This is a genomic window from Pseudonocardia humida (genome assembly GCF_023898865.1).
GTDB lineage: Bacteria > Actinomycetota > Actinomycetes > Mycobacteriales > Pseudonocardiaceae > Pseudonocardia > Pseudonocardia humida.
The window spans coordinates 140,279-160,365 of the sequence record NZ_JAGSOV010000035.1 but is presented as its reverse complement, the minus strand read 5'-3'; the positions used below and the strand labels follow the sequence as shown (position 1 = coordinate 160,365).

The 20,087-nt window shown below is 74.7% G+C and carries 20 protein-coding genes; 12 read left to right on the top strand and 8 right to left on the bottom strand.

The annotated features are described in order from the left end of the window. Position 1: 1 nt before the first annotated feature. The gene (locus tag KDL28_RS16560; protein ID WP_252439557.1) at positions 2–1,309 is read left to right on the top strand and encodes a sulfate adenylyltransferase subunit 1; all 1,308 of its coding nucleotides are present in this window, start codon (positions 2–4) and stop codon (positions 1,307–1,309) included. Here KDL28_RS16560 and KDL28_RS16555 read toward each other — a convergent pair. Next, positions 1,296–1,448: a hypothetical protein gene (locus KDL28_RS16555; RefSeq protein ID WP_252439555.1), complete on the bottom strand. Its 153-nt coding sequence runs from the start codon at positions 1,446–1,448 to the stop codon at positions 1,296–1,298. The two genes, KDL28_RS16560 and KDL28_RS16555, sit on opposite strands and share 14 nt — an antisense overlap. Before the next feature lie 775 nt (positions 1,449–2,223). On the opposite strand from KDL28_RS16555, the gene KDL28_RS16550 reads away from it, so the two are divergent. Next, on the top strand, positions 2,224–3,159 hold the full coding sequence (locus tag KDL28_RS16550) for a sulfite exporter TauE/SafE family protein (protein ID WP_252439538.1): 936 nt from the start codon (positions 2,224–2,226) through the stop codon (positions 3,157–3,159). 146 nt (positions 3,160–3,305) lie between these two features. Further along, positions 3,306–4,163 carry an LLM class F420-dependent oxidoreductase gene (locus tag KDL28_RS16545; protein WP_252439536.1) on the top strand — a complete coding sequence of 286 codons (858 nt, stop codon included), beginning with the start codon at positions 3,306–3,308 and terminating at the stop codon, positions 4,161–4,163. A gap of 18 nt (positions 4,164–4,181) precedes the next feature. Here KDL28_RS16545 and KDL28_RS16540 read toward each other — a convergent pair whose 3' ends face one another. Then, on the bottom strand, positions 4,182–6,080 hold the full coding sequence (locus tag KDL28_RS16540) for an FAD/NAD(P)-binding protein (RefSeq protein ID WP_252439534.1): 1,899 nt from the start codon (positions 6,078–6,080) through the stop codon (positions 4,182–4,184). 149 nt (positions 6,081–6,229) lie between these two features. Then, positions 6,230–6,976, bottom strand: a complete 747-nt coding sequence (locus KDL28_RS16535) for an N-formylglutamate amidohydrolase (protein ID WP_252439532.1) — start codon at positions 6,974–6,976, stop codon at positions 6,230–6,232. 208 nt (positions 6,977–7,184) lie between these two features. Between KDL28_RS16535 and KDL28_RS16530 the strand changes: the two genes are divergently transcribed. From KDL28_RS16530 to KDL28_RS16520, 3 genes are all read left to right on the top strand, one after another. Next, positions 7,185–8,291, top strand: coding sequence for an LLM class flavin-dependent oxidoreductase (locus KDL28_RS16530; protein WP_252439530.1), 1,107 nt, complete (start codon positions 7,185–7,187; stop codon positions 8,289–8,291). Positions 8,292–8,392: 101 nt separating this feature from the next. Further along, entirely contained in the window at positions 8,393–10,303 is a 1,911-nt protein-coding gene (locus KDL28_RS16525; RefSeq protein ID WP_252439528.1) for an ABC transporter ATP-binding protein, read from the top strand. A 2-nt stretch (positions 10,304–10,305) separates the two neighbouring features. After that, entirely contained in the window at positions 10,306–11,082 is a 777-nt protein-coding gene (locus tag KDL28_RS16520; RefSeq protein WP_252439526.1) for an enoyl-CoA hydratase-related protein, read from the top strand. Positions 11,083–11,164: 82 nt separating this feature from the next. Here the strand turns inward: KDL28_RS16520 and KDL28_RS16515 are convergent, their stop codons facing one another. Beyond that, positions 11,165–11,755 (bottom strand): TIGR03086 family metal-binding protein, encoded by a 591-nt coding sequence (locus tag KDL28_RS16515; RefSeq protein ID WP_252439524.1) that lies wholly within the window; start codon positions 11,753–11,755, stop codon positions 11,165–11,167. Between the two features lie 77 nt (positions 11,756–11,832). On the opposite strand from KDL28_RS16515, the gene KDL28_RS16510 reads away from it, so the two are divergent. After that, entirely contained in the window at positions 11,833–12,696 is an 864-nt protein-coding gene (locus KDL28_RS16510; RefSeq protein ID WP_252439522.1) for an NAD-dependent protein deacetylase, read from the top strand. Between the two features lie 4 nt (positions 12,697–12,700). On the opposite strand, the gene KDL28_RS16505 is transcribed toward KDL28_RS16510, so the two are convergent. Further along, entirely contained in the window at positions 12,701–13,057 is a 357-nt protein-coding gene (locus tag KDL28_RS16505) for a hypothetical protein (RefSeq protein WP_252439520.1), read from the bottom strand. Positions 13,058–13,164: 107 nt separating this feature from the next. On the opposite strand from KDL28_RS16505, the gene KDL28_RS16500 reads away from it, so the two are divergent. Beyond that, the gene (locus tag KDL28_RS16500) at positions 13,165–14,130 is read left to right on the top strand and encodes a zinc-binding dehydrogenase (RefSeq protein ID WP_252439518.1); all 966 of its coding nucleotides are present in this window, start codon (positions 13,165–13,167) and stop codon (positions 14,128–14,130) included. Between the two features lie 136 nt (positions 14,131–14,266). Continuing rightward, entirely contained in the window at positions 14,267–14,689 is a 423-nt protein-coding gene (locus KDL28_RS16495) for a MarR family winged helix-turn-helix transcriptional regulator (protein WP_252439516.1), read from the top strand. A gap of 64 nt (positions 14,690–14,753) precedes the next feature. Here KDL28_RS16495 and KDL28_RS16490 read toward each other — a convergent pair whose 3' ends face one another. The 3 genes from KDL28_RS16490 to lepA all read right to left on the bottom strand — a co-directional run bounded on the left by KDL28_RS16490 (position 14,754) and on the right by lepA (position 17,790). Further along, the gene (locus KDL28_RS16490; RefSeq protein ID WP_252439514.1) at positions 14,754–15,431 is read right to left on the bottom strand and encodes an MOSC domain-containing protein; all 678 of its coding nucleotides are present in this window, start codon (positions 15,429–15,431) and stop codon (positions 14,754–14,756) included. A gap of 63 nt (positions 15,432–15,494) precedes the next feature. Then, positions 15,495–15,866: a hypothetical protein gene (locus tag KDL28_RS16485; protein ID WP_252439512.1), complete on the bottom strand. Its 372-nt coding sequence runs from the start codon at positions 15,864–15,866 to the stop codon at positions 15,495–15,497. A 64-nt stretch (positions 15,867–15,930) separates the two neighbouring features. Next, entirely contained in the window at positions 15,931–17,790 is a 1,860-nt protein-coding gene (lepA, locus tag KDL28_RS16480; RefSeq protein WP_252439510.1) for a translation elongation factor 4, read from the bottom strand. Positions 17,791–17,955: 165 nt separating this feature from the next. Here lepA and KDL28_RS16475 point away from each other — a divergent pair, with 165 nt between their 5' ends. The 3 genes from KDL28_RS16475 (at position 17,956) to KDL28_RS16465 (ending at position 20,026) form a co-directional block, all read left to right on the top strand. Further along, complete coding sequence (locus KDL28_RS16475; protein ID WP_252439508.1) at positions 17,956–18,705, top strand: hypothetical protein; 750 nt, start codon at positions 17,956–17,958, stop codon at positions 18,703–18,705. Between the two features lie 202 nt (positions 18,706–18,907). Continuing rightward, positions 18,908–19,789 carry an SPFH domain-containing protein gene (locus tag KDL28_RS16470; protein WP_252439660.1) on the top strand — a complete coding sequence of 294 codons (882 nt, stop codon included), beginning with the start codon at positions 18,908–18,910 and terminating at the stop codon, positions 19,787–19,789. A gap of 3 nt (positions 19,790–19,792) precedes the next feature. Beyond that, on the top strand, positions 19,793–20,026 hold the full coding sequence (locus tag KDL28_RS16465) for a type II toxin-antitoxin system antitoxin (protein WP_252439505.1): 234 nt from the start codon (positions 19,793–19,795) through the stop codon (positions 20,024–20,026). Positions 20,027–20,087 lie beyond the last annotated feature (61 nt).

Below are 20,087 nucleotides of genomic sequence, written 5' to 3'. Positions count from 1 at the left end.
CATGTCCCGTGATTTGCTGCGCTTCGCCACCGCGGGGAGTGTCGACGACGGCAAGTCCACGCTGGTCGGACGGCTGCTCTACGACACCAAGTCGGTGCTGGCCGACCAGATCGAGGCCGTCGAGCGCGCCTCGGTCGACAAGGGCATGTCAACGCCCGACCTGTCGCTGCTGGTCGACGGCCTGCGCGCGGAGCGCGAGCAGGGCATCACCATCGACGTCGCCTACCGCTACTTCGGCACCCCGACCCGCGAGTTCGTGCTCGCCGACACCCCGGGGCACGTCCAGTACACGCGCAACACCGTCACCGGGGCGTCCACCGCCGAGCTGGCCGTGCTGCTGGTCGACGCGCGCAACGGCATCGTCGAGCAGACCCGCAGGCACGCCGCGGTGCTCGCGCTGCTGCGGGTGCCGCGGCTGGTGCTGGCCATCAACAAGATCGACCTCGTCGGCTACGACGAGGAGACGCTGACCGCCATCGCCAAGGACTTCGCCGCGCTGGCCCGCTCGGTCGGGTTCGCCGACGAGGCCGTGCAGGTGATCCCGGTGTCCGCGCTGGCAGGCGACAACGTCGTCGAGCGCTCGACGCGCACGCCCTGGTACGACGGCCCGACGCTGCTCGGTCACCTGGAGTCGGTGCCGGTCGCCGGGCCCGAGGTCACCGCGCCGTTCCGGATGCCGGTCCAGTACGTCATCCGCCCCCGCGCGGGGGCCCTGCCCGGCGCCGAGGAGCGCTGGGGGCCGCTGCACGACTACCGCGGCTACGCCGGCCAGGTCGCCTCCGGCACGGTCTCTCCGGGCGACGAGGTCGTCGTGCTACCCGGCGGCGCCCGGACCACGGTGGCCGGCGTCGACACCGCCGACGGCCCGCTCGACGCCGCGGGCGCCGGGCGCAGCGTCACCATCCGGTTGACCGACGACATCGACATCTCCCGCGGCGACCTGATCGCCGCCGCCGGCGCCGCCCCCCGGGTCGGGTCCGAGATCGAGGCCACCCTGTGCTGGCTGGCGGACAAGCCGCTGCGGGCGGGCGCCCGGCTGCTGCTCAAGCACGGCGCCCGCACGACCCAGGTCATCGTGGGGGCGCTGGGCGAGCGGCTCGACGTCGACTCCGTCCGCTTCGTCGACCCGCCCGAGGCGCTCACCGTCAACGACATCGCGATGGTGAGCCTGCGCACGGCCGACCCCCTCCCGGTCGACGACTACGCCGACATCCGGGCCACCGGCAGCTTCCTGCTGATCGACCCGCCCACCGGCGGCACCCTGGCCGCGGGCCTGGTCGGCAACCCCCTCACCCTCACCTCGGGGTGAGCGGCGGCCGCCCGCCGCGGTGGGCGGCCACGACCGCCCGCACCCGCTCGCCGCGCTCGTCGCGGCGAGCGATGTCGGTCTCCCGGTCCAGCGCCCTCAACGCGGCCACGACGTCCTGCTGCAGCGGGGTCTGCGCCACCCACCGGCGGCAGGTCGCCGTAGACGTACTCCCCGTACTCCGGCCCCGACAGCGCTCCGGCGACGAACGCGTCGGCGACGAAGTCCATCCGCCGCTGCGGCGGGGGCAGCGGCACGCCCCTGCTCGTCCAGCATCCGCAGCAGCGGCTCGCGGGCGTCGGCCATCGCCGTCCCCGGCGGCATGCCCGCGACCTCGAGCGTGGCCGGCGTCTCCGCGTCGGCGGCGAGCAGGTCGCCGGCCAGCACGACGGCGTCGTCGATCCCGCCGGGCACGCCCGGGTCCCAGCGGCCGAGCAGCAGGTACGCGCCGACCGCGAACAGCCCCACGCCGGATCGTCTCGTCCACGCACCGACCGTAGCGAGCGTCGATCGGGTCGTCGTGCCGTCATCGCCGGCGCGCTGCCGACCTGGTCGAGCGGCTCCCGCACGGTCCGGGAGAAGTCCGGACATTTGCGGGCCGCTCCCGTAGCGCGGACAACCGGTTGTGACCGCGCCGCTTCCCACGGACGATGGTCCGGTGCCACCCTCCGCGTCCGCTGCCGCCGGCCCCAGGCCGGGCGCCGACGCGTCCATGACGGGGCACCTCTTCACCGGCCTGGAGCGGTTCTGGCCGTCCCGGCGCGGCCACGCCTTCGACGAGTTCTGTCGCTGAGCCCTCAGCCCGTTCCGCGCTGACCACCCGCACCACCCCGGCGCGCTGACCCGCGCGGGTCCCCGGCGCGCCCCCAGGGCGCCCCGGTTCCTCCTGCTGCCCTCCACACCGGAGTCGCTCCTCCATGCAAACGCTCATCGTCTACGCCCTCGTCGGCTTCGGCGCCCAGCTCGTCGACGGCGCCCTCGGCATGGCCTACGGCGTCACGTCCACGTCCCTGCTCCTGGTGGCGGGCATCAACCCGGCCACCGCCAGCGCCTCGGTGCACCTGGCCGAGGTCGGCACCACCCTCGCGGCGGGTGCGTCGCACTGGCGCTTCGGCAACGTCGACTGGAAGCTCGTGCTGCGCCTGGGCGTGCCCGGCGCGGTCGGGGCCTTCCTGGGCGCGACCGTCCTGTCGGCGCTGTCCACCGAGGACGCCGCCCCGTACATGGCCGGCGCGCTGCTCGCCCTCGGCGTCTACATCATGCTGAAGTTCACGCTGCGCCCACCGAAGGTGGCGACCGCGCGGACCTCACCGCACCGCTCGAAGTTCCTGTCCCCGCTCGGCCTGGTCGCCGGCTTCGTCGACGCCTCCGGCGGCGGCGGGTGGGGCCCGGTGGCCACCCCGGCCCTGCTCACCGCGGGCAAGACCGCGCCGCGCACCGTCATCGGCTCGGTGGACACCTCGGAGTTCCTGGTCGCGCTGGCCGCCAGCGTCGGCTTCCTGATCGGGCTGGGCTCGGCGGTGCTCGACCCGTGGACGATCGGCGGGCTGCTGATCGGCGGCGTGCTGGCCGCCCCGCTGGCCGCGTGGCTGGTCACCAGGATCCCGGCGCCGGTGCTGGGGGCCGCGGTCGGCGGGATCATCGTGTTCACCAACACCCGCACGATCCTGCGGGCGCTGGACGTCAGCGACTGGGCCACCACCACCATCTACCTGTTCATCGCCGGGCTCTGGGTGGCCGCCATCGCCATCGCGGTCTCCCGGGTGCGCAGCGGTGCCGTCCCGCGCGAGGCCGTCGTCGACGAGACCGAGGAGCGCCTCGCCGAGGAGGAGGTCGCCGCCCCCAAGTCCTGACCCCGGTCCGTCGAGCACGACGCCATCGCGGATGCGGACCGGTCCACACGACGATGGCGTCGTCCTCGACGGGGCATGCGGAAGCGGCATGGCGGCCTTCCCGATCGTCGGGGTCCGCCCGGCTCGCGCGGACGTAGCGTGGCCCGGTGAGCACCCCGACCATCGGCCTGTTCCTGCACAACCGCACCATCGCGACCGATCCCGTGGCCGCCGCGGCCGTGGCCGAGCTCGCCGAGGAGCTCGGCTACGACTCGTTGTGGGCCGGGGAGCACGTGGTCGTGCCCAGCCCGCGGGTGGCACCGTCCCCCATGGACCCCGACGAGCCGATCCTCGACCCGGTCGTCCTGCTGGCCCACCTGGCCGCGCGCACCGACCGCATCCGGCTCGGCACCGGGGTCATCGTGCTGCCGCAGCGCCACCCGCTGGTCCTGGCCAAGCAGCTGGCCAGCCTCGACGTGCTCTGCGGCGGGCGGCTGGAGGTCGGCATCGGCGCCGGCTACCTCGAACCCGAGCTGAGCGCGATCGGCGTCGCCATGGACGAGCGCGGGACGCGCACCGACGAGTACCTCGCCGCGATGCGCGCGCTCTGGGAGGACGAGGCGCCCGCCTTCGACGGCACGCACGTCCGGTTCGCCGGCGTCGACGCCCACCCCCGCCCGGTGCAGCGCCCGCTGCCCGTCGTCGTCGGCGGCCACGCCCCCGTCGCACTCCGTCGCGCGGCCCGGAGCGCCGAGGGCTGGTACGGCTTCATGCTGTCGCCGGAGGACACCGCCGCCCGGGTCGCGGGCCTGCGCGAGGCCGCCGCCGGGCGCGGTCGCGACCGCCCGCCGCACGTCTCGGTGACCCCGAACCGGCGCCTCGACCCGGCCACCGTCGCCGCCTACGCCGAGGCCGGGGCCGACCGCCTGGTCGTCGCCCTGCGCCCCACCGCCGACCTCGACGCCCTCCGGCGCGCCCTGGACGCGAACTCCCCCGCCGCCCTCGGCGCCCGCCCGCGCCCCTGACCCGTCGAGAACGGCGGGTCAGGCCGCGGCGGAGCGGGAACGGGCCGGCGGGAGGCTGCGCAGCACCGCGCGGGCCACGGCGTCGTTGTAGCGCAGGCTCTGCGCGTTCATCCCGGGCCGGGTGAACGCCCCGGCCACCTTGACCGTCGTGTGCGGCCCCACCGCGAACCGCTGCGGGTGCACATCGCCGGAGGCCCGCACCAGCGCCCCGTCGGCCGGCCGCACGACGACCAGCCCGGTGTTGCGCAGGACGGTGCCGTCGGCGTCGACCAGTTCCTCCTCCACCGCCTCCCCCACGGCCAGCAGGTCGGCCAGCAGCGGGTCGGTGGTGCGCGACGCGCTCGGGTCGGGCAGCCGGGCGTCGACCAGCACGGTCGAGCGGACGGGCTCCGCCCCGGCCAGCGTCGCGCTGGTCGCCCGGAACCCGTCGGGCGCCACGTCCAGCCGCAGACCGGAGCCCAGGAACCGGACGTAGCCGGCGCGGGACAGCGCCAGCAGCTCGCGCACCCGGAACCCGGGCGGGCCGCTGGCCGCGGAGTTGAAGAACGACTGCCACCAGGCCATGTCGTGCGCGCGCGAGCGGGCCGACAGCACGCCCGCCGCGAAGAGCCTCCCGACCTCGCCGTACACGGAGAGCATGGCCACGAAGGCACCGAGGTGCGCCGTGTGCGCGGGGTCGGTGTGCTGGCGCAGGTCCTCCTCGATGCGGGCGCGCACCAGCGGCTGCAGCTCGTCGAGGCTGTCGGCGCGCAGGCCGGTGAGCGGCTCGTTCAGGGCGGCGAGGTCGAGGCGGTCGGTCGGGTCGGGCACCGCCCGCTCCAGCAGCGCGCGCATCCGCGGGGAGTCCCACCCGGCCTCGGCGTAGCGCTGTGCGAACTCGGCCCAGCCCATCCGCACGCGCTCCGGGTGGCCGTTGAACAGCTCGTGGTACCAGCCGCCGGCGATCTCCTTGGCCATGTCCGGCCACAGCCGCTCCAGCAGCTCGACGGGCTCGCCCGCGGCGATCACCGGATCGGTCTGCGCCGGCCCGAAGAACCGCGGCAGCGGCGGGCGGCCGCCGCGCAGCTGGTAGGCGGGCTTGGCGTGGTAGAGCGATCCGCGCGGCGACCCCGCGACCAGGTACGGCTCCGCGCCGGAGGGCACGTACCGCAGGTCCTGCCCGTCGGCGCCGCCTGCGGGCTCGAACCGCCCGCCGCGGCCCTCGAACAGCAGCACCACCAGGTCCACGAAGGCCAGCCCCAGCCCGCGGACCAGGACGGTCTCCCCCGGCTCGATCACCGACAGGTCCGTGTCGGTGGTCTGCTCCGGCGGCAGGTAGCGCAGGCCGTGCTCGGCGGCCCGGGCGGCGAGCGCCAGCTCGTCGGCGGTGGGGGTGGCGTCGAGGTGGCCGGAGGCGAGCACGACGGCGTCGGTCCGCAGCGCGCTGCCGTCGTCCAACCGCAGGACCTGCGCGTCCCCCTCCTCGCGGAGCCCGACGGCGGTGGCCCGGTGCACGTGCACCCGCATCCCGGCGGGCAGCCGGGACGTGACGTCGCGCAGCACCCAGCCGAGGTACTCGCTCTGCAGCCGGCGGCTCGGGAACGTCGAGGCGCTCAGCGCGCGCAGCTCCGCGGCCAGCGAGGGCTCCAGGGTGTCGGGGTCGGTGCGCCCGGCCCACTCCCAGAACGACGGGCCGGCCACGATCGGGCCCTCGCAGACCACCGTGTCGTCGGTGAACATCGTGACGTCGGCGGCCATCGAGTTCATCGCCAGCAGCGGGGACTGGTCGTGGCGCCAGATGCGCCCCGCCCCGGCCGGGTACGGGTCGACGAGGTGCACGTCGAGGTGGTCGGGGTGCAGCTCGGGGGCGCTGGCGGCCAGCCGCTCGAGCAGGCCGACGCCCCGCGGGCCGGCGCCGACGATGGCGATCGAGGACATGCGGGTCTCCTGCCGGGTGGTCGGACGGGACGGGTCCGACGACTCAGACGGCAGAACGGGTGCGGCAGAAGTCGACGTGCCGGCGCCGCGCCAGGAAGACCCCCACGGTCCGACTGTAGGCGCGGTTCCCGGCCCGGACCACCGATTGCCTACGACGTCACGGCGTCGACCAGCGCCGCGAGCGCCGCGGCGGCGACCGCGAACCCCCCGGTGACCGGGCCGGCCGGCTCGACCATGTGGCCGTCGCGGCGCAGCTCGACCATGATCGAGCGGACCCGCCGGTCGGTGCCGTGGTGGCGCGCCGGGACGTAGGTGCCGCCGAACGGCGAGTCGGTCGCCGCCCCGCCGACCTGCGCGAACGCCCGCCGGGCGGCGGCGGTCAGCTCGGGCGGGGTGTGCGCGGGGTCGGTGCCCAGGCACACCGGCGGGCGCGGGCCGTCGGCGTGCAGCTCGTAGGGCAGCGGGGCGCTCGGGTAGGAGTGGAGGTCGATCAGCACCGCGCGGCCGGTGGCGGCGAGCCGGGCGTCGACCAGCCGGGCGACGGTGTCCGCCCAGGTCGTGTAGTAGGCGGCCAGCAGCGCGGCGCGGTGGTCGGCGTCGTCGGCGCGGATCCGCTGGCCGCGGGTGCCGTGCGTGTACACCGCCGCCATCCCGACCGCGGCCATCTCCTCGCGCTCGTCGGGGAAGCGCTCGGGGTCGACGACGAACCGCGACACCCGGTTGACCACCACCCACGGCGCCACCGCCGCCACCGCGGACGCCCGCAGGGCGATCCGGTCGGTCAGGTGGTCGGTGAGCGCGGCCTGCTCGGCGGCCAGCGCCTCGTCGTCGGGCAGCAGGTGGCGGCGCGCCCACCCCGGGACCCCCACCCCGGCGTGCGGGACGTGCAGCAGCACCGGGCTCCTCGGATGCCCCCGGAACAGGTCGTGCGTGCGTATCGCGGCTATGACCGTGATTCTCGCGCACGACCGGCGTTCAATGGGGGTGTGTCCATCCGCGTGCCGCTGGTGACGCGTCGCCACGTCGACCTCGGGCGCGTGTGGTCGGCGGCCTGTCCGGGGTGCTGACGCCCGCCCACCGACGACCACCCGGAAGGACCCCACCATGCCCGTCGAGTTCCTCGGCATCGGCGCCACCAACGACGGCACGGAGACGCGCCCGCGCTCCGGACCCGCCTTCGACAAGCAGTTCACCCTGGCCCTGGCCCGCGCCCACGAGGACAGCGGCTGGGACCGCGTGCTCACCGCGTACGGCTCGGGCAGCCCCGACCCCGCCCAGGCCGCCGCCTACATCGCCGACCACACCGAGCGCCTGCAACTGCTGCTCGCCCACCGCCCCAACGTCTCCTACCCGACGTTCGCGGCGAAGACGGTGGCCACGCTCGACCAGATCAGCGACGGCCGGCTCACCCTGCACGTCATCACCGGCGGCAACGACCACGAGCAGCAGCGCGAGGGCGACACGCTGCCCAAGGACCGCCGCTACGACCGCACCCGCGAAGCCATCCAGATCCTGAAGAAGGCCTGGACCAGCCGGGAGCCCTTCGACTTCCACGGCGAGCACTACGACTTCACCGACTTCGTGCTCGACGTCGAACCCGCCCAGAAGCCCCGCCCGCGCATCTCGTTCGGCGGGTCGTCCGCGGCCGCGTACAAGGTGGGCGCCGAGGAGGCCGACATCTACGCGCTGTGGGGCGAGCCGCTGGCCGGCACGGCCGAGCAGATCGCCACGATCACCGACCTGGCCGCGGCGGCCGGCCGCCCCGCGCCCACCTTCCAGGTCGCCTTCCGCCCGATCCTGGGCCGCACGGAGGAGGCGGCCTGGGAGAAGGCCCACGCCACCGTCGCCCGGATCAGGGAGCGCACCACCGGCGGCCGGCAGCTCACCCGCCGCCACAAGCTCACCGACCCGGAGAACGCCGGCTCGCAGCGGCTGCTGGCCGTGGCCGAGCAGGGCGAGCGGCACGACCGGGCCCTGTGGACGGTGACGGCGGCGGCCACCGGCGGCGCGGGCAACTCCACCGCGCTGGTCGGGACGCCCGAGACCGTGGCGGCCGCGCTGCTGGACTACTACGACCTCGGCGTGCGGATCCTGTCGGCGCGGGGGTACGACCTGCTGGCCGACGCCGAGGAGTTCGGCCGCGAGGTGATCCCGCTGGTGCGCGCCGAGGTGGCGCGCCGCGACGCGGAGGCGGCCAAGCAGCCGGCCTGACGCCGTCGGGGTCCCGTACGGGTCCGTACGAGACCCGGACGGCCGCTCCGCAACACCCCTCCGTTCGGCGAGCATGGGGGCGGGCGGCGAGAGGCGGGGGCGTGGCGGACAGCTCGGAGCCGCTGATCGGGGCGCACGACCTGACGACGCCGTCGTGGGCGCAGGGTTTCGAGTCGGTGGCCGGGGCCGCGCTGGGCGCCGTCGCCCGCGCTGCCCCCCGCACCATGGCGACCGCGGTGCGCTGGGCCTGGCGGGCCTCGCCGCGGATGACCGTCCTCTCCGGGGTCGTGCAGCTGCTGTCGGGCTGCGCGACGGCGTTCGGGCTGTTCGCCACCGCCGACGTCTTCACCCGGCTGCTGGCCGCCGGGCCGACGCCGGAGCGGGTCCTCGCCGCGCTGCCCGCGCTGGCCACCGTGGTCGCGGCGCTGGCCGCGCGCGGGCTGCTGGACGCGGCAGTGGCGATGGTGCAGGGCCGGCTGGCGCCGCTGGTCGAGCAGGCCGCCCAGGACGACCTGCACGCCGCGCTCCTCGACGTCGAGCTGGTGGCGTTCGACGACCCCGACTTCACCGAGCTCGTCGAGCGGGCCAGCATCCAGGGCCTCACGCGGGTGCGCACCGTGGTCGGCGAGACCGGCGACCTGCTCGCCTCGCTGGTGTCCGTGGCGGCGGCGGTCGTCACCGCCGGGGTGCTGCACCCGCTGCTGGCCCCGGTGGTGCTGCTGGCGGCGCTGCCCCAGGGCTGGGCCTCGGTGCGGTCGGCCCGGCTGATGTTCGCCTCGTTCCTGCGGATGAGCTCGGCCCGCCGCCGACTGGGGATCGCCGGCGCCCTGATCACCGGCCGGGACCAGGCCGCCGAGGTGCGCGCGCTGACCACCCGCGGCCCGCTGCTCGCCGAGCACCGCCGGATCGCCGACCAGATCACCGCCGACGCGGTGCGGGTGGCCCGCGACCGCACGCTCGTCGAGCTGGTCGGGCGGACGCTGGCGGGCATCGGGTCGGCGGGCGCCTACGCCGTGCTGGCCCTGCTGATCTACTTCGAGCTGCTGGAGCTGGCGGTGGCCGGGGCCGCCGCCCTGGCGATGCGCATGGCGGCCCAGGCGGTCTCGAACGCGGTCTACGGCGTCAACATGCTCTACGAGTCCGGCTTCTACGTGGAGCTCTTCCGCAGCTGCCTGTCCGAGGCCGCCCGCCGCCGTCGACGGCCGGGCTCCGCACCGCTGACCGGCCCGCCCACCCGCATCGAGCTGACCGGGGTGAGCTTCCGGTACCCCGGTCAGGACGAGCCCGCCGTCGAGGGCATCGACCTGACCCTGCGCCGCGGCGAGGTCGTCGCGCTGGTCGGCGAGAACGGTTCGGGCAAGTCCACCCTGGCCAAGCTCATCACCGGGCTCTACCTGCCCGAGCACGGCACGGTGCGCTGGGACGGCGTCGACGTCGGAGCCGTCGACGCCGACGCGCTGCTCACACATGTCGCCGTGGTGCTGCAGGACCCGGTGAACTGGCCGATGAGCGCGCGCAACAACGTCCGCGTCGGCCGGCTGGAACGCGCCGACCCGGACGGGGCGCTGCTGCTCGACGCGGCCAACGGCTCCGGCACCGACACCGTCGTCGCCGAGCTGCCCGACGGGTGGTCGACCGTGCTGTCCAAGGAGTTCCAGGGCGGGCGCGACCTGTCCGGCGGCCAGTGGCAGCGGGTCGCGGTGGCGCGCGGGTTGTTCCGGGACGCGCCGCTGGTCGTCGCGGACGAGCCCACCGCGGCCCTGGACGCGCGTGCCGAGCACGCGGTGTTCGGCACGCTGCGCGGGCGGACCGGAGCCGGCTCGGACCGGATCACCGTGCTGATCACCCACCGGCTGGCCAACGTCCGCTCCGCCGACCGGATCGTGGTGCTGGAGCACGGGCGGATCACCGAGCAGGGCCGCCACGACGAGCTCATGGCGCTGGGCGGCACGTACCACGAGCTGTTCTCGCTGCAGGCGCGCGCGTACGCCGCCGATCGTGATACGCACTGACGATGGCAGACGAGCTGGTGCACCTCGACGTCGTGCGGGGCGCGGCCACGATCACCCTGGACTCCCCGGCCAACCGCAACGCGCTGTCCGCGCAGCTGCGCCGCGAGCTGCTGGCCGCGCTGGACGCCGCCATCGCCGACCCGGCCGCGCGGGTGATCGTGCTCACCCACACCGGGCCCGTGTTCTGCGCCGGGATGGACCTCAAGGAGACCCGCGGGGCGAGCGCCGACGAGCAGGGGATCATGGATTTCCCGGCGATCCTGGAGCGGATCTGGACCTCCCCCACGCCGGTGCTGGCCCGCCTGGCCGGACCGGCCCGCGCGGGCGGGGTCGGGATGGTGGCCGCCTGCGACGTCGCCGTCGCCGCCGACTCCACCACCTACGCCTTCTCCGAGGTCCGGATCGGCGTCGTGCCCGCGGTGATCTCGGTGACCGTCCTGCCCCGGCTCGTCACCCGCGCCGCCCACGAGCTGTTCCTGACCGGCGAGACCTTCGACGCGGCGCGCGCCGTCCGGATCGGGCTGCTCACCACCGCCGTCCCGGCCGACGAGCTGGACGCCGAGGTCGACCGCTACGTCGGGATGCTGCGCCTCGGCGCCCCCGGCGCGCTGGCCGCGACCAAGCAGCTGCTGCTCGACGCGCCGACCGGCTCGATGGCGGAGCGCTTCGCGGCGATGCAGCGGCTGTCGGCCGGGTTCTTCGCCGGGGAGGAGGGCCAGGAGGGCATGCGGGCCTTCGCCGAGAAGCGCCCTCCCACCTGGGCCGCCCCCACCCCCTGACGCCCCTCGCCCCCAAGCCCCCCGCGCCCCCGCCCCGCCCCTCCGCCCCCCGCGCCCAGGTTGGGGCGAGGGTGGGGGGAGGTCAGGGCGTCCAGGAGGGGTCGCGGCCGGAGGCGGCGAGGGCGCGGTCGAGTGCGGGTGCGTCGGGCGCCACGGTGACCTCGGGGGCGAACCAGCCGCCCTCGCGGCCCATCGGCGCGATGGCGTTCACGCCCTCCAGCACGGCCTCCCCGAGCGGCCCGCCGACCTCGACGCGCTGCCCGGTGGCCGCGGCGACGTCCCAGCCGTGCACGACGAACTCGGCGATCATCATCGAGCCGATGGCCGCGGCGGGCATCGCGCCGCCGCCGAAGCCGGCCTCGCCGTCCCACGCGGCCGGGTCGGCCCAGGCGCGCCGGGTCGCCTCGCCCTGCGCGGCCGCCTTCTCCGCCCACTGCGACTCCGGCACGTCGACGAGGTAGGGGGCGCGGTCGGTGCCCGACCAGCCCTCCTCCCAGTCCTTGCGCAGCGCCGCGTACTCGGCCAGCAGCAGCCCGAACGCGAGGTGGCTCACCACCTGGCCGACGGTGTACTCCGAGCACGGGCTGGGGTCGTCGAAGCGGGCCGGGTCGGCGCCGCGGATCGCCGCGACGGCGACGTCGATGCTCTGCGACATGGTGTCTGCGTGATCCATGCCCCGACCCTCTCGCGGCGGGCGGCCGGGCGATTGTAGGAACGCGACATCGTCGGGGCGGCCGTAGCCTTGACGGTGTGCATGAGCCCGACGGCGCGGTCGACCGCGCCCTCGACCTGCTGGCCGGTCGGCCGCTGGTCGCGCTGACCGGGGCCGGGCTGTCCACCGACTCCGGCATCCCCGACTACCGCGGTCCCGGCTCCCCGAACCGGACCCCGATGACGTTCCAGGAGTTCCGCTCCGGCGCCGACGCGCGACGCCGCTACTGGGCCCGCAGCCACGTCGGCTGGACCCGGATGGCGCGCGCCGCGCCCAACGCCGGGCACCGCGCGCTGGCCGCCCTGGAGCGCTCCGGCCCGCTGCGCGGGCTGATCACGCAGAACGTCGACGGGCTGCACACCGAGGCCGGCAGCCGCGCGGTGATCGACCTGCACGGCCGGGTCGCCGACGTCGTCTGCCTGGATTGCGGGCTGCGGACGCCGCGCGCCGACCTCGCGGCCCGGCTGACGGCGCTCAACCCGGGCTTCGTCGAGGCGGTCGGCCCGGCCGTGGAGCGCCCGGACGGCGACGCCGAGCTCGGGCTCGACGTCATCGCCGGCTTCCGGCTGGCCGACTGCACCGCCTGCGGCGGACCGCTCAAGCCCGACGTCGTCTTCTTCGGCGAGAACGTCCCGCGCGACCGGGTCGCCCGCGCTTACGGGATGGTCGACGCGCTGCTGCCGGCGGGCGGGGCGCTGCTGGTCGCGGGCTCGTCGTTGACGGTGATGTCGGGGCTGCGGTTCGTCCGGCACGCGCGCAAGCACGGTGTCCCGGTGGTGATCGTCAACCGGGGCGCCACCCGGGGCGACGCGCTCGCCGACGTCCTGGTCGACAGCGGCTGCTCGGAGGTGCTGTCGACGCTGGCCGCCGCCGCGGCCGGGGCCGGACGGGCGGCGGGCTGAGCGGTCAGGCCCGGTCGTCGGGCCGGGACCGGTCCGGCACGGTGTCGGCGACGGGCACGGGGTCGGGCACGGGGTCGGGCACGGGGTCGGGCACGGGGTCGGGCACCTCGGGCGAACCGCCGGGCAGGTCGGCGCGGGGTTCGGGCCCGGGCGCGGCCTCCGCCGGCTCCGTCGCGCCGGTCGTGGTCCGGCGGGCGGCCACGGCCGCCAGCAGCCGCTCCACCGCCCGGTCGACGCCCGCCGCGGCCAGCCAGCACCCCGGCAGCAGGACCAGCACCGCCAGCAGCACCTGGAACGGGAAGGACAGCTGGGTGAGCCACAGCTCCACCCCGTCCCACCAGTCCAGCAGATCCCGCAGCACACCCCCACCCTAGGACGGGCCGGGGCCCGGGCGGGGCGCGGCCCCGTCGGGTGGGGGCCGCGACATCGCCGCGACGCGGGGCGCGGATCGGGCTAGGTTCGGATCCCATGTTCGCCGTCTACGCAGCAGAGCCCAACGCCGACGCTCCGCTCGACTCGCTCACCGTGGGCGAGCGGCCCGAACCCGAGGTCCCCGACGGCTGGGTGGCGGTCACCGTCACCGCGGCCAGCCTCAACATGCACGACCTGTGGACGCTTCGCGGGGTCGGCATCAAGCCCGACCAGTTCCCGATGATCCTGGGCTGCGACGGCGCAGGGAAGCTCGCCGACGGCACCGACGTCGTGCTGCACTCGGTGATCACCAGTCCGGGCTGGCGCGGCGAGGAGACCCTCGACCCCAAGCGCACCCTGCTCACCGAGAAGCACCAGGGCACCTTCGCCGAGACGGTGGTCGTGCCGGAGCGCAACGCGGTCCCCATGCCCAGCGGTATGACCGCCGTCCAGGCCGCGGTGATGGGCACGGCGTGGCTGACGGCCTACCGGATGCTGTTCGTGAAGTCGGGTCTGCGCCCGGGCCAGACGATGCTCGTGCAGGGCGCCTCCGGCGGCGTGTCCACGGCCCTGGTGCAGCTGGGCCGGGCGGCCGGTATGCGCGTCTGGGTCACCGGGCGCAGCGAGGAGAAGCGCGCCCTGGCCGAGAAGCTGGGGGCGCACGCCACCTTCCCCAGCGGGGAGCGGCTGCCCGAGCGCGTCGACGCGGTCTTCGAGACCGTGGGCGAGGCGACGTGGTCGCACTCGATGCGGGCTCTGCGTCCGGGTGGGGTGATCGTGGTCTCCGGGTCGACCAGCGGTCCCAACCCCGGCGCCGACCTGCAGCGGCTGTTCTTCCTGCAGCTCAGCGTGATCGGTTCCACCATGGGGACCCGCGACGAGCTGGCCGATCTGCTCACCTTCGTGGCGAACGCGGGCATCAGCCCGGAGATCGGCCTGGAACTGCCCATGGAGCAGGCGGAAGAAGGCTTCCGGGCCATGCTCGACGGCGATACGGCCGGCAAGATCGTGTTCACCAGGTGACGCACCGTTAGACCGTTCACCCTAAAGGTATCCCTCGGAGGCGCACACACCTTGCGCACAACACGTACAGTCGGTAACCGTGCCCGAACCACCAAGTAGAAGGGCGCCGGGCACGGTGTACGCCCCGGCGCCGCGAGTGACAGGTCTGGTCGAGCTGCTCGACCGGCTGGACCGCGCCGTCGAGGCGGCCCTCTCCCCGGCCACGTCCGCCGAAGGGGTCAACCGCGACGGCTGGCGCGTGCTGCTGATGCTGGCCCGTGGCGGGGGCCGGAGCATGGGCGAGATCGCGTCCCACACCGCACTGCCTGCGCCCACCGCCACGCGCGTCGTCGACCGCCTGGTCGACGCCCGCCTGGCCTACCGCAGCACCGACCCGATGGACCGCCGCCGCGTCCTGGTGCACCTGGCGGGGGCCGGCCGGGAGGTCGTCGAGAGGGTCTGCGGGAGCGTCGAACGCTCCGCGAGCGACGCCATCGGCGCGTCCCGCCTGCCCGAGCGGGCGCAGCTCGCCGAACTCCTGGAGGCGCTGGCCAGCCAGGGCCAGGACAGCACCCGCTGATCCGCGTCCGCGATGCCGTCGTCCCGTGGGGCGACGGGCGATCAGCGGTCGGCTTCACGCGGTCTCAGCCGGCCGCGGCTGCGCCCCGCACGCGCGCGTCGTGCACCCGCTCCAGCCACGCCCGCTCACGCGCCCCGAGGAACTCCCGCGCCGCGGCGACGTGCGGGACGCGGTCGCGGTCGACGGTCCGGGCCGCCATCACGTCGGCCGTGGTCACCCCGTGGTCGGGGCGGTCGAGGACGCGGACCGGGTCGCCTGCCCGCACCGTGCCGGGCTGCACGACGGCCAGGTAGGCGCCGGGGCGCCCGCCGGCGATGAAGCGCTTGACGAGGTCGGGCACGCCCAGGAAGCCGGCGAACGTGCGGCACGGCGTGCGGGCGGCGCGCACCTGCAGCACCGCGCCGCCGACCTGCCAGCGCTCACCGATGACGGCGTGCGAGCAGTCGACGCCGGACACGGTCAGGTTCTCGCCCGCGCCGCCCGGTCCGACGGAGCGGTCGAACTCGGTGGCCAGCCACCGCAGGTCGTCCACGGAGTAGGCGTAGACGGCCTGGTCGGGACCGCCGTGGTCGTCGAGGGCGACGATGGTGTCGCCCTCGACGCCGCCGGCCCCCAACCGCACCGGGCCGATCACGGGTTGCTTGTCGATGCCGGTCGACCCGGCCCGTGCGGGCAGGTCGTACCGGGCCCGGGCGGCGCGGTTGACCGATTCGATGCGTCCGGGGGCGTCGGCGTTCAGCACGCTCCCGACGCTAATCGAGGCGGTGCGCCGGTTCCCAGGGAAAGATCCGGAATCGGACCGGGCTCATCCGCCGCCGACCAGCGCGGCGGTGGCCTGGCCGGCCTGGGCGTAGGGGAACACGAGCACCAGCGCCACGGCCAGCACCACCACGAGCACCCGGGTGAACCAGCTGCCCCTGGCGCACAGCCAGCCGGCCAGGTACACCGCGACGAGCGGCAGCCCCAGCAGGTAGAGCCCGGTGAACTCGGCGGCGCGGTCCCCGCCCTGCTGGCGCACCAGCGCGTTCAGCGCGATCACCACCCCGACCATCGCCAGTAGCCCGAACAGCAGCAGCGTGAGCCGCTGCTTCGCGCGCCCGGCCAGGATCCCGATCACCAGCACGCCCAGCAGCACCGCACCGGCCACGGCGGACGAGTTCGGCCCGACATCGATCATGTGCGCTCCTCGGGGGCGGCGCGGGTGTCACCGGGAGCATGGCACCCGCGCGCGGTCCCGAGGGCTACTTCTTGGACTTGCCGTCGCCGTCGGAGTCGGTGGACAGCGCGGCGACGAAGGCCTCCTGCGGGACCTCGACCCGACCGATGGTCTTCATCCGCTTCTTGCCCTCCTTCTGCTTCTCCAGCAGCTTGCGCTTGCGCGTGATGTCGCCGCCGTAGCACTTGGCCAGCACGTCCTTGCGCATCGCCCGGATGTTCTCGCGGGCGATGATCCGAGCGCCGATGGCGGCCTGGATCGGCACCTCGAACTGCTGGCGCGGGATCAGCTCGCGCAGCTTGGTGGCCATCGAGGTGCCGTAGGCGTAGGCGGAGTCCTTGTGCCGGATCGCCGAGAACGCGTCGACCGGCTCGCCCTGCAGCAGGATGTCGACCTTGACCAGGTCGGCGGACTGCTCGCCTGCCTCCTCGTAGTCGAGGCTGGCGTAGCCGCGGGTGCGCGACTTCAGCGCGTCGAAGAAGTCGAAGATGATCTCCGCGAGCGGCATCGTGTAGCGCAGCTCGACCCGGCTCTCGGACAGGTAGTCCATGCCGCCGAGCACGCCGCGCCTGCTCTGGCACAGCTCCATGATCGCGCCGATGTACTCCGACGGGGCCAGGATCGAGACCTTGACGACCGGCTCGAAGACCTCGGCGATCTTGCCGGTCGGCCAGTCCGACGGGTTGGTCACCGTCATCTCGGTCTCGCCGAGCTTGTTCGGGCTGTCCAGCTTCACCCGGTAGACGACGTTGGGCGCGGTGGAGATCAGGTCCAGGCCCGCCTCGCGCTCCAGCCGGTCGCGGGTGATCTCCAGGTGCAGCAGGCCGAGGAAGCCGCAGCGGAAGCCGAAGCCCAGCGCCGCGGAGGTCTCCGGCTCGTAGGTCAGCGCGGCGTCGTTGAGCTGGAGCTTGTCCAGCGCGTCGCGCAGCAGCGGGTACTCCGAGCCGTCGACGGGGTAGAGCCCGGAGTAGACCATCGGGCGCGGCTCGCGGTAGCCGGTCAGCGCCTCGGTGGCGCCCTTGCGCTGGCTGGTGACGGTGTCGCCGACCTTGGACTGGCGGACGTCCTTCACGCCGGTGATCAGGTAGCCGACCTCGCCGACGCCCAGCCCGACCGACGGCTTGGGCTCCGGGGAGACGATGCCGACCTCGAGCAGCTCGTGCACGGCGCCGGTGGACATCATCTTGATCCGCTCGCGCGGGGTGATGCGGCCGTCGACGACCCGGATGTAGGTGATGACGCCGCGGTAGGTGTCGTAGACCGAGTCGAAGATCATCGCCCGGGCCGGGGCGTCGGCGTCGCCCACCGGCGCGGGGACCTGGCGGACGACCTCGTCGATCAGCTCGCGGACGCCGACGCCGGTCTTCGCGCTGACCCGCAGCACGTCCTCGGGCTCGCAGCCGACGATGTGCGCGATCTCGGCGGCGTACCGGTCGGGGTCGGCGGCCGGGAGGTCGATCTTGTTGAGGACCGGGATGATGGTGAGGTCGTTCTCCATGGCCAGGTACAGGTTGGCCAGGGTCTGCGCCTCGATCCCCTGCGCCGCGTCGACCAGCAGGATCGCGCCCTCGCAGGCCTCCAGCGCCCGGCTGACCTCGTAGGTGAAGTCGACGTGGCCGGGGGTGTCGATCAGGTGCAGCACGTGCTCCCGGTCGCCGACCTTCCACGGCAGCCGGACGTTCTGCGCCTTGATCGTGATGCCGCGCTCGCGCTCGATGTCCATCCGGTCGAGGTACTGGGCGCGCATCAGGCGCTCCTCGACCACGCCGGTGAGCTGCAGCATGCGGTCGGCCAGGGTGGACTTGCCGTGGTCGATGTGGGCGATGATGCAGAAGTTCCGGATCAGCTCCGGCGGGGTGAAGGTCTGGTCGGCGAACGAACTCACTCGGTATCCACGGATCCATTCGGCAGGAGGGTTCTGCCCATCGTCCCATGCCGGGGCGGCGGTGGGTCCGAACGGGTGACCGGGGCGCGGGACACCGGTTTCCCGCTCCGCTCGATCGGGAAGAGGACCCCAACCGGACGGACCGGACCGAGAGGGTGCGCTGAGATGACCGAGGTACAGGAGAGCGGCGGCCGGACCCGGTGGTTCCGGCGCGGCAGCGGTGAGCAGCACACCACCGACGAGACCCCGCGCGGGCGCTGGTCCGGTCGCGGGTCCCACGCCGAGGAGCCCGTCACCACCACCGGCAAGACCGACCCCGCCGCGGGCGACACGGTCCCGGTCTCGCGCGACCCGGAGATCGGCAGCCGCCGCCGCGCGGCCGAGCGGGCCCGCCTGCACGACCGCTTCGGCGGGCGCAAGATCGGCGCGGCGTTCTTCGGCTGGCTGGTGGCGGTCGGCATGACGGTGCTGCTGTCCACCATCGCCACCGCGATCGGGGTCGCGATCGGCTCCTCGATGGGCCTGGACCCCAGCGGCGCAGACGCCGCCCCCGTGGGCCTGACCGGCGCCATCGTGCTGCTGGCCGTGCTCGGCGTCTCCTACTTCGCCGGCGGCTACGTCGCCGGGCGCCTGGCCCGCTTCGACGGCGCCCGCAACGGCCTGCTGGCCTGGGTGGTCGGCCTGCTGGTCACGGTGGTCGCCGCGGTCACCGGCATGGTGGCCGGGGCCGCGAACGCCGAGCTGTTCGGCTCGCTGCGGCTGCCCGCGCTGCCCGGCGACCCGACCGAGCTGACCATCGCCGGGGTGATCGCGCTGGCCGCGGTGCTGCTGGTGACCGCGCTGGCCGCCGGGCTCGGCGGCCGGGTGGGCGAGCAGTTCCACCGCCGCGTCGACCGGGCCGCCGAGCGGCCCTGACCCCCGCCCGACCTCGACGGAGGCCCCACGCCGGTCGGCGTGGGGCCTCCGTCGTCTCCGCCTCCGGAAAAAGTGATATCATCGAGCTAGCCAATCGATCGCACATCCGAATGGAGCGCAGCCGATGACCGCCATCGACCCGCGGACCGGGCCCGGCCCGACCACCACCCCGGACGGCCCCGCCGACGTCGTCCCCGTCCGGATGCCCGATCCGGTCGTCCGGGAGCACGCCGCGATCGGCACCAACGGGTTCCTGGCACTGCTCGTCGGCCTGGTGCTGGTGCTCGGCGGCGGGTGGGCGGTCAGCGGCTTCGCCCGCGGCGACGAGGTGGTCGGCGCGGTCGGCATCGTGCTCGTGCTGGCCGGGCTGCTCGTGCTCAACGGCCTGACCACCGTCGCCCCCGGCGAGGCCAGGGTGCTGCAGTTCTTCGGGCGCTACATCGGCACCGTGCGCACCGCCGGGCTGCGCTGGGTCAACCCCTTCAGCAGCAAGCGCAAGATCTCCACCCGCATCCGCAACCACGAGACCGCCGCCCTCAAGGTGAACGACCGCGACGGCAACCCGATCGAGATCGCCGCCGTCGTCGTCTGGCGGGTCGAGGACACCGCCCGCGCGGTGTTCGAGGTCGACTCCTTCGTCGACTTCGTGCACACCCAGGCCGAGACGGCCGTGCGGCACATCGCCACCACCTACCCCTACGACGACCACGTCGACGACGACGGCCTCTCGCTGCGCGGCAACGCCGAGGAGATCACCGAGAAGCTGTCCGCCGAGATCGGCGCGCGCGTCGAGTCGGCGGGCGTGCGGATCGTGGAGTCCCGGCTGACCCACCTCGCCTACGCGCCCGAGATCGCCGGCGCCATGCTGCAGCGCCAGCAGGCCGGGGCGGTCGTCGCGGCCCGCGAGCGGATCGTCGAGGGCGCGGTCGGCATGGTCGACATGGCGCTCGCCCGGCTGTCCGAGCGCGAGATCGTCGAGCTCGACGAGGAGCGGAAGGCCGCGATGGTCAGCAACCTGCTGGTGGTGCTGTGCGGCGACCGGGCGACCCAGCCGGTGGTCAACGCGGGCTCGCTCTACCACTGATCCGTGGTCGAGGAACCGAACGGGCGGGCCGACGGGTCGGCGAAGGGGCGCAAGAGCTTCCTGCTCCGGCTCGACCCGGCCGTCCACGACGCGCTGGCCCGCTGGGCGGCCGACGAGCTGCGCAGCACCAACGCCCAGATCGACTTCCTGCTGCGGGCCGCGCTCGCCGAGGCCGGCCGGCTGCCCAAGGACGCCACCCGTCCGCGCGGGCGGGGCCGGCCGCGCGCCGGCGACTGAGCCACCTGCACGATGTCGGTCGGCCCAACATCGCGCACGTCTGCGGGCATGCCACCATTCC

Excerpts from the sequence above, each read along its gene's own strand:
- KDL28_RS16560 (WP_252439557.1), top strand. The coding sequence starts at position 2 with ATGTCCCGTGATTTGCTGCGCTTCGCCACCGCGGGGAGTGTCGACGAC.
- KDL28_RS16550 (WP_252439538.1), top strand. The coding sequence starts at position 2,224 with ATGCAAACGCTCATCGTCTACGCCCTCGTCGGCTTCGGCGCCCAGCTC.
- KDL28_RS16540 (WP_252439534.1), bottom strand. The coding sequence starts at position 6,080 with ATGTCCTCGATCGCCATCGTCGGCGCCGGCCCGCGGGGCGTCGGCCTG.
- KDL28_RS16530 (WP_252439530.1), top strand. The coding sequence starts at position 7,185 with ATGCCCGTCGAGTTCCTCGGCATCGGCGCCACCAACGACGGCACGGAG.
- KDL28_RS16520 (WP_252439526.1), top strand. The coding sequence starts at position 10,306 with ATGGCAGACGAGCTGGTGCACCTCGACGTCGTGCGGGGCGCGGCCACG.
- KDL28_RS16515 (WP_252439524.1), bottom strand. The coding sequence starts at position 11,755 with ATGGATCACGCAGACACCATGTCGCAGAGCATCGACGTCGCCGTCGCG.
- KDL28_RS16500 (WP_252439518.1), top strand. The coding sequence starts at position 13,165 with ATGTTCGCCGTCTACGCAGCAGAGCCCAACGCCGACGCTCCGCTCGAC.
- KDL28_RS16485 (WP_252439512.1), bottom strand. The coding sequence starts at position 15,866 with ATGATCGATGTCGGGCCGAACTCGTCCGCCGTGGCCGGTGCGGTGCTG.
- KDL28_RS16475 (WP_252439508.1), top strand. The coding sequence starts at position 17,956 with ATGACCGAGGTACAGGAGAGCGGCGGCCGGACCCGGTGGTTCCGGCGC.
- KDL28_RS16470 (WP_252439660.1), top strand. The coding sequence starts at position 18,908 with ATGCCCGATCCGGTCGTCCGGGAGCACGCCGCGATCGGCACCAACGGG.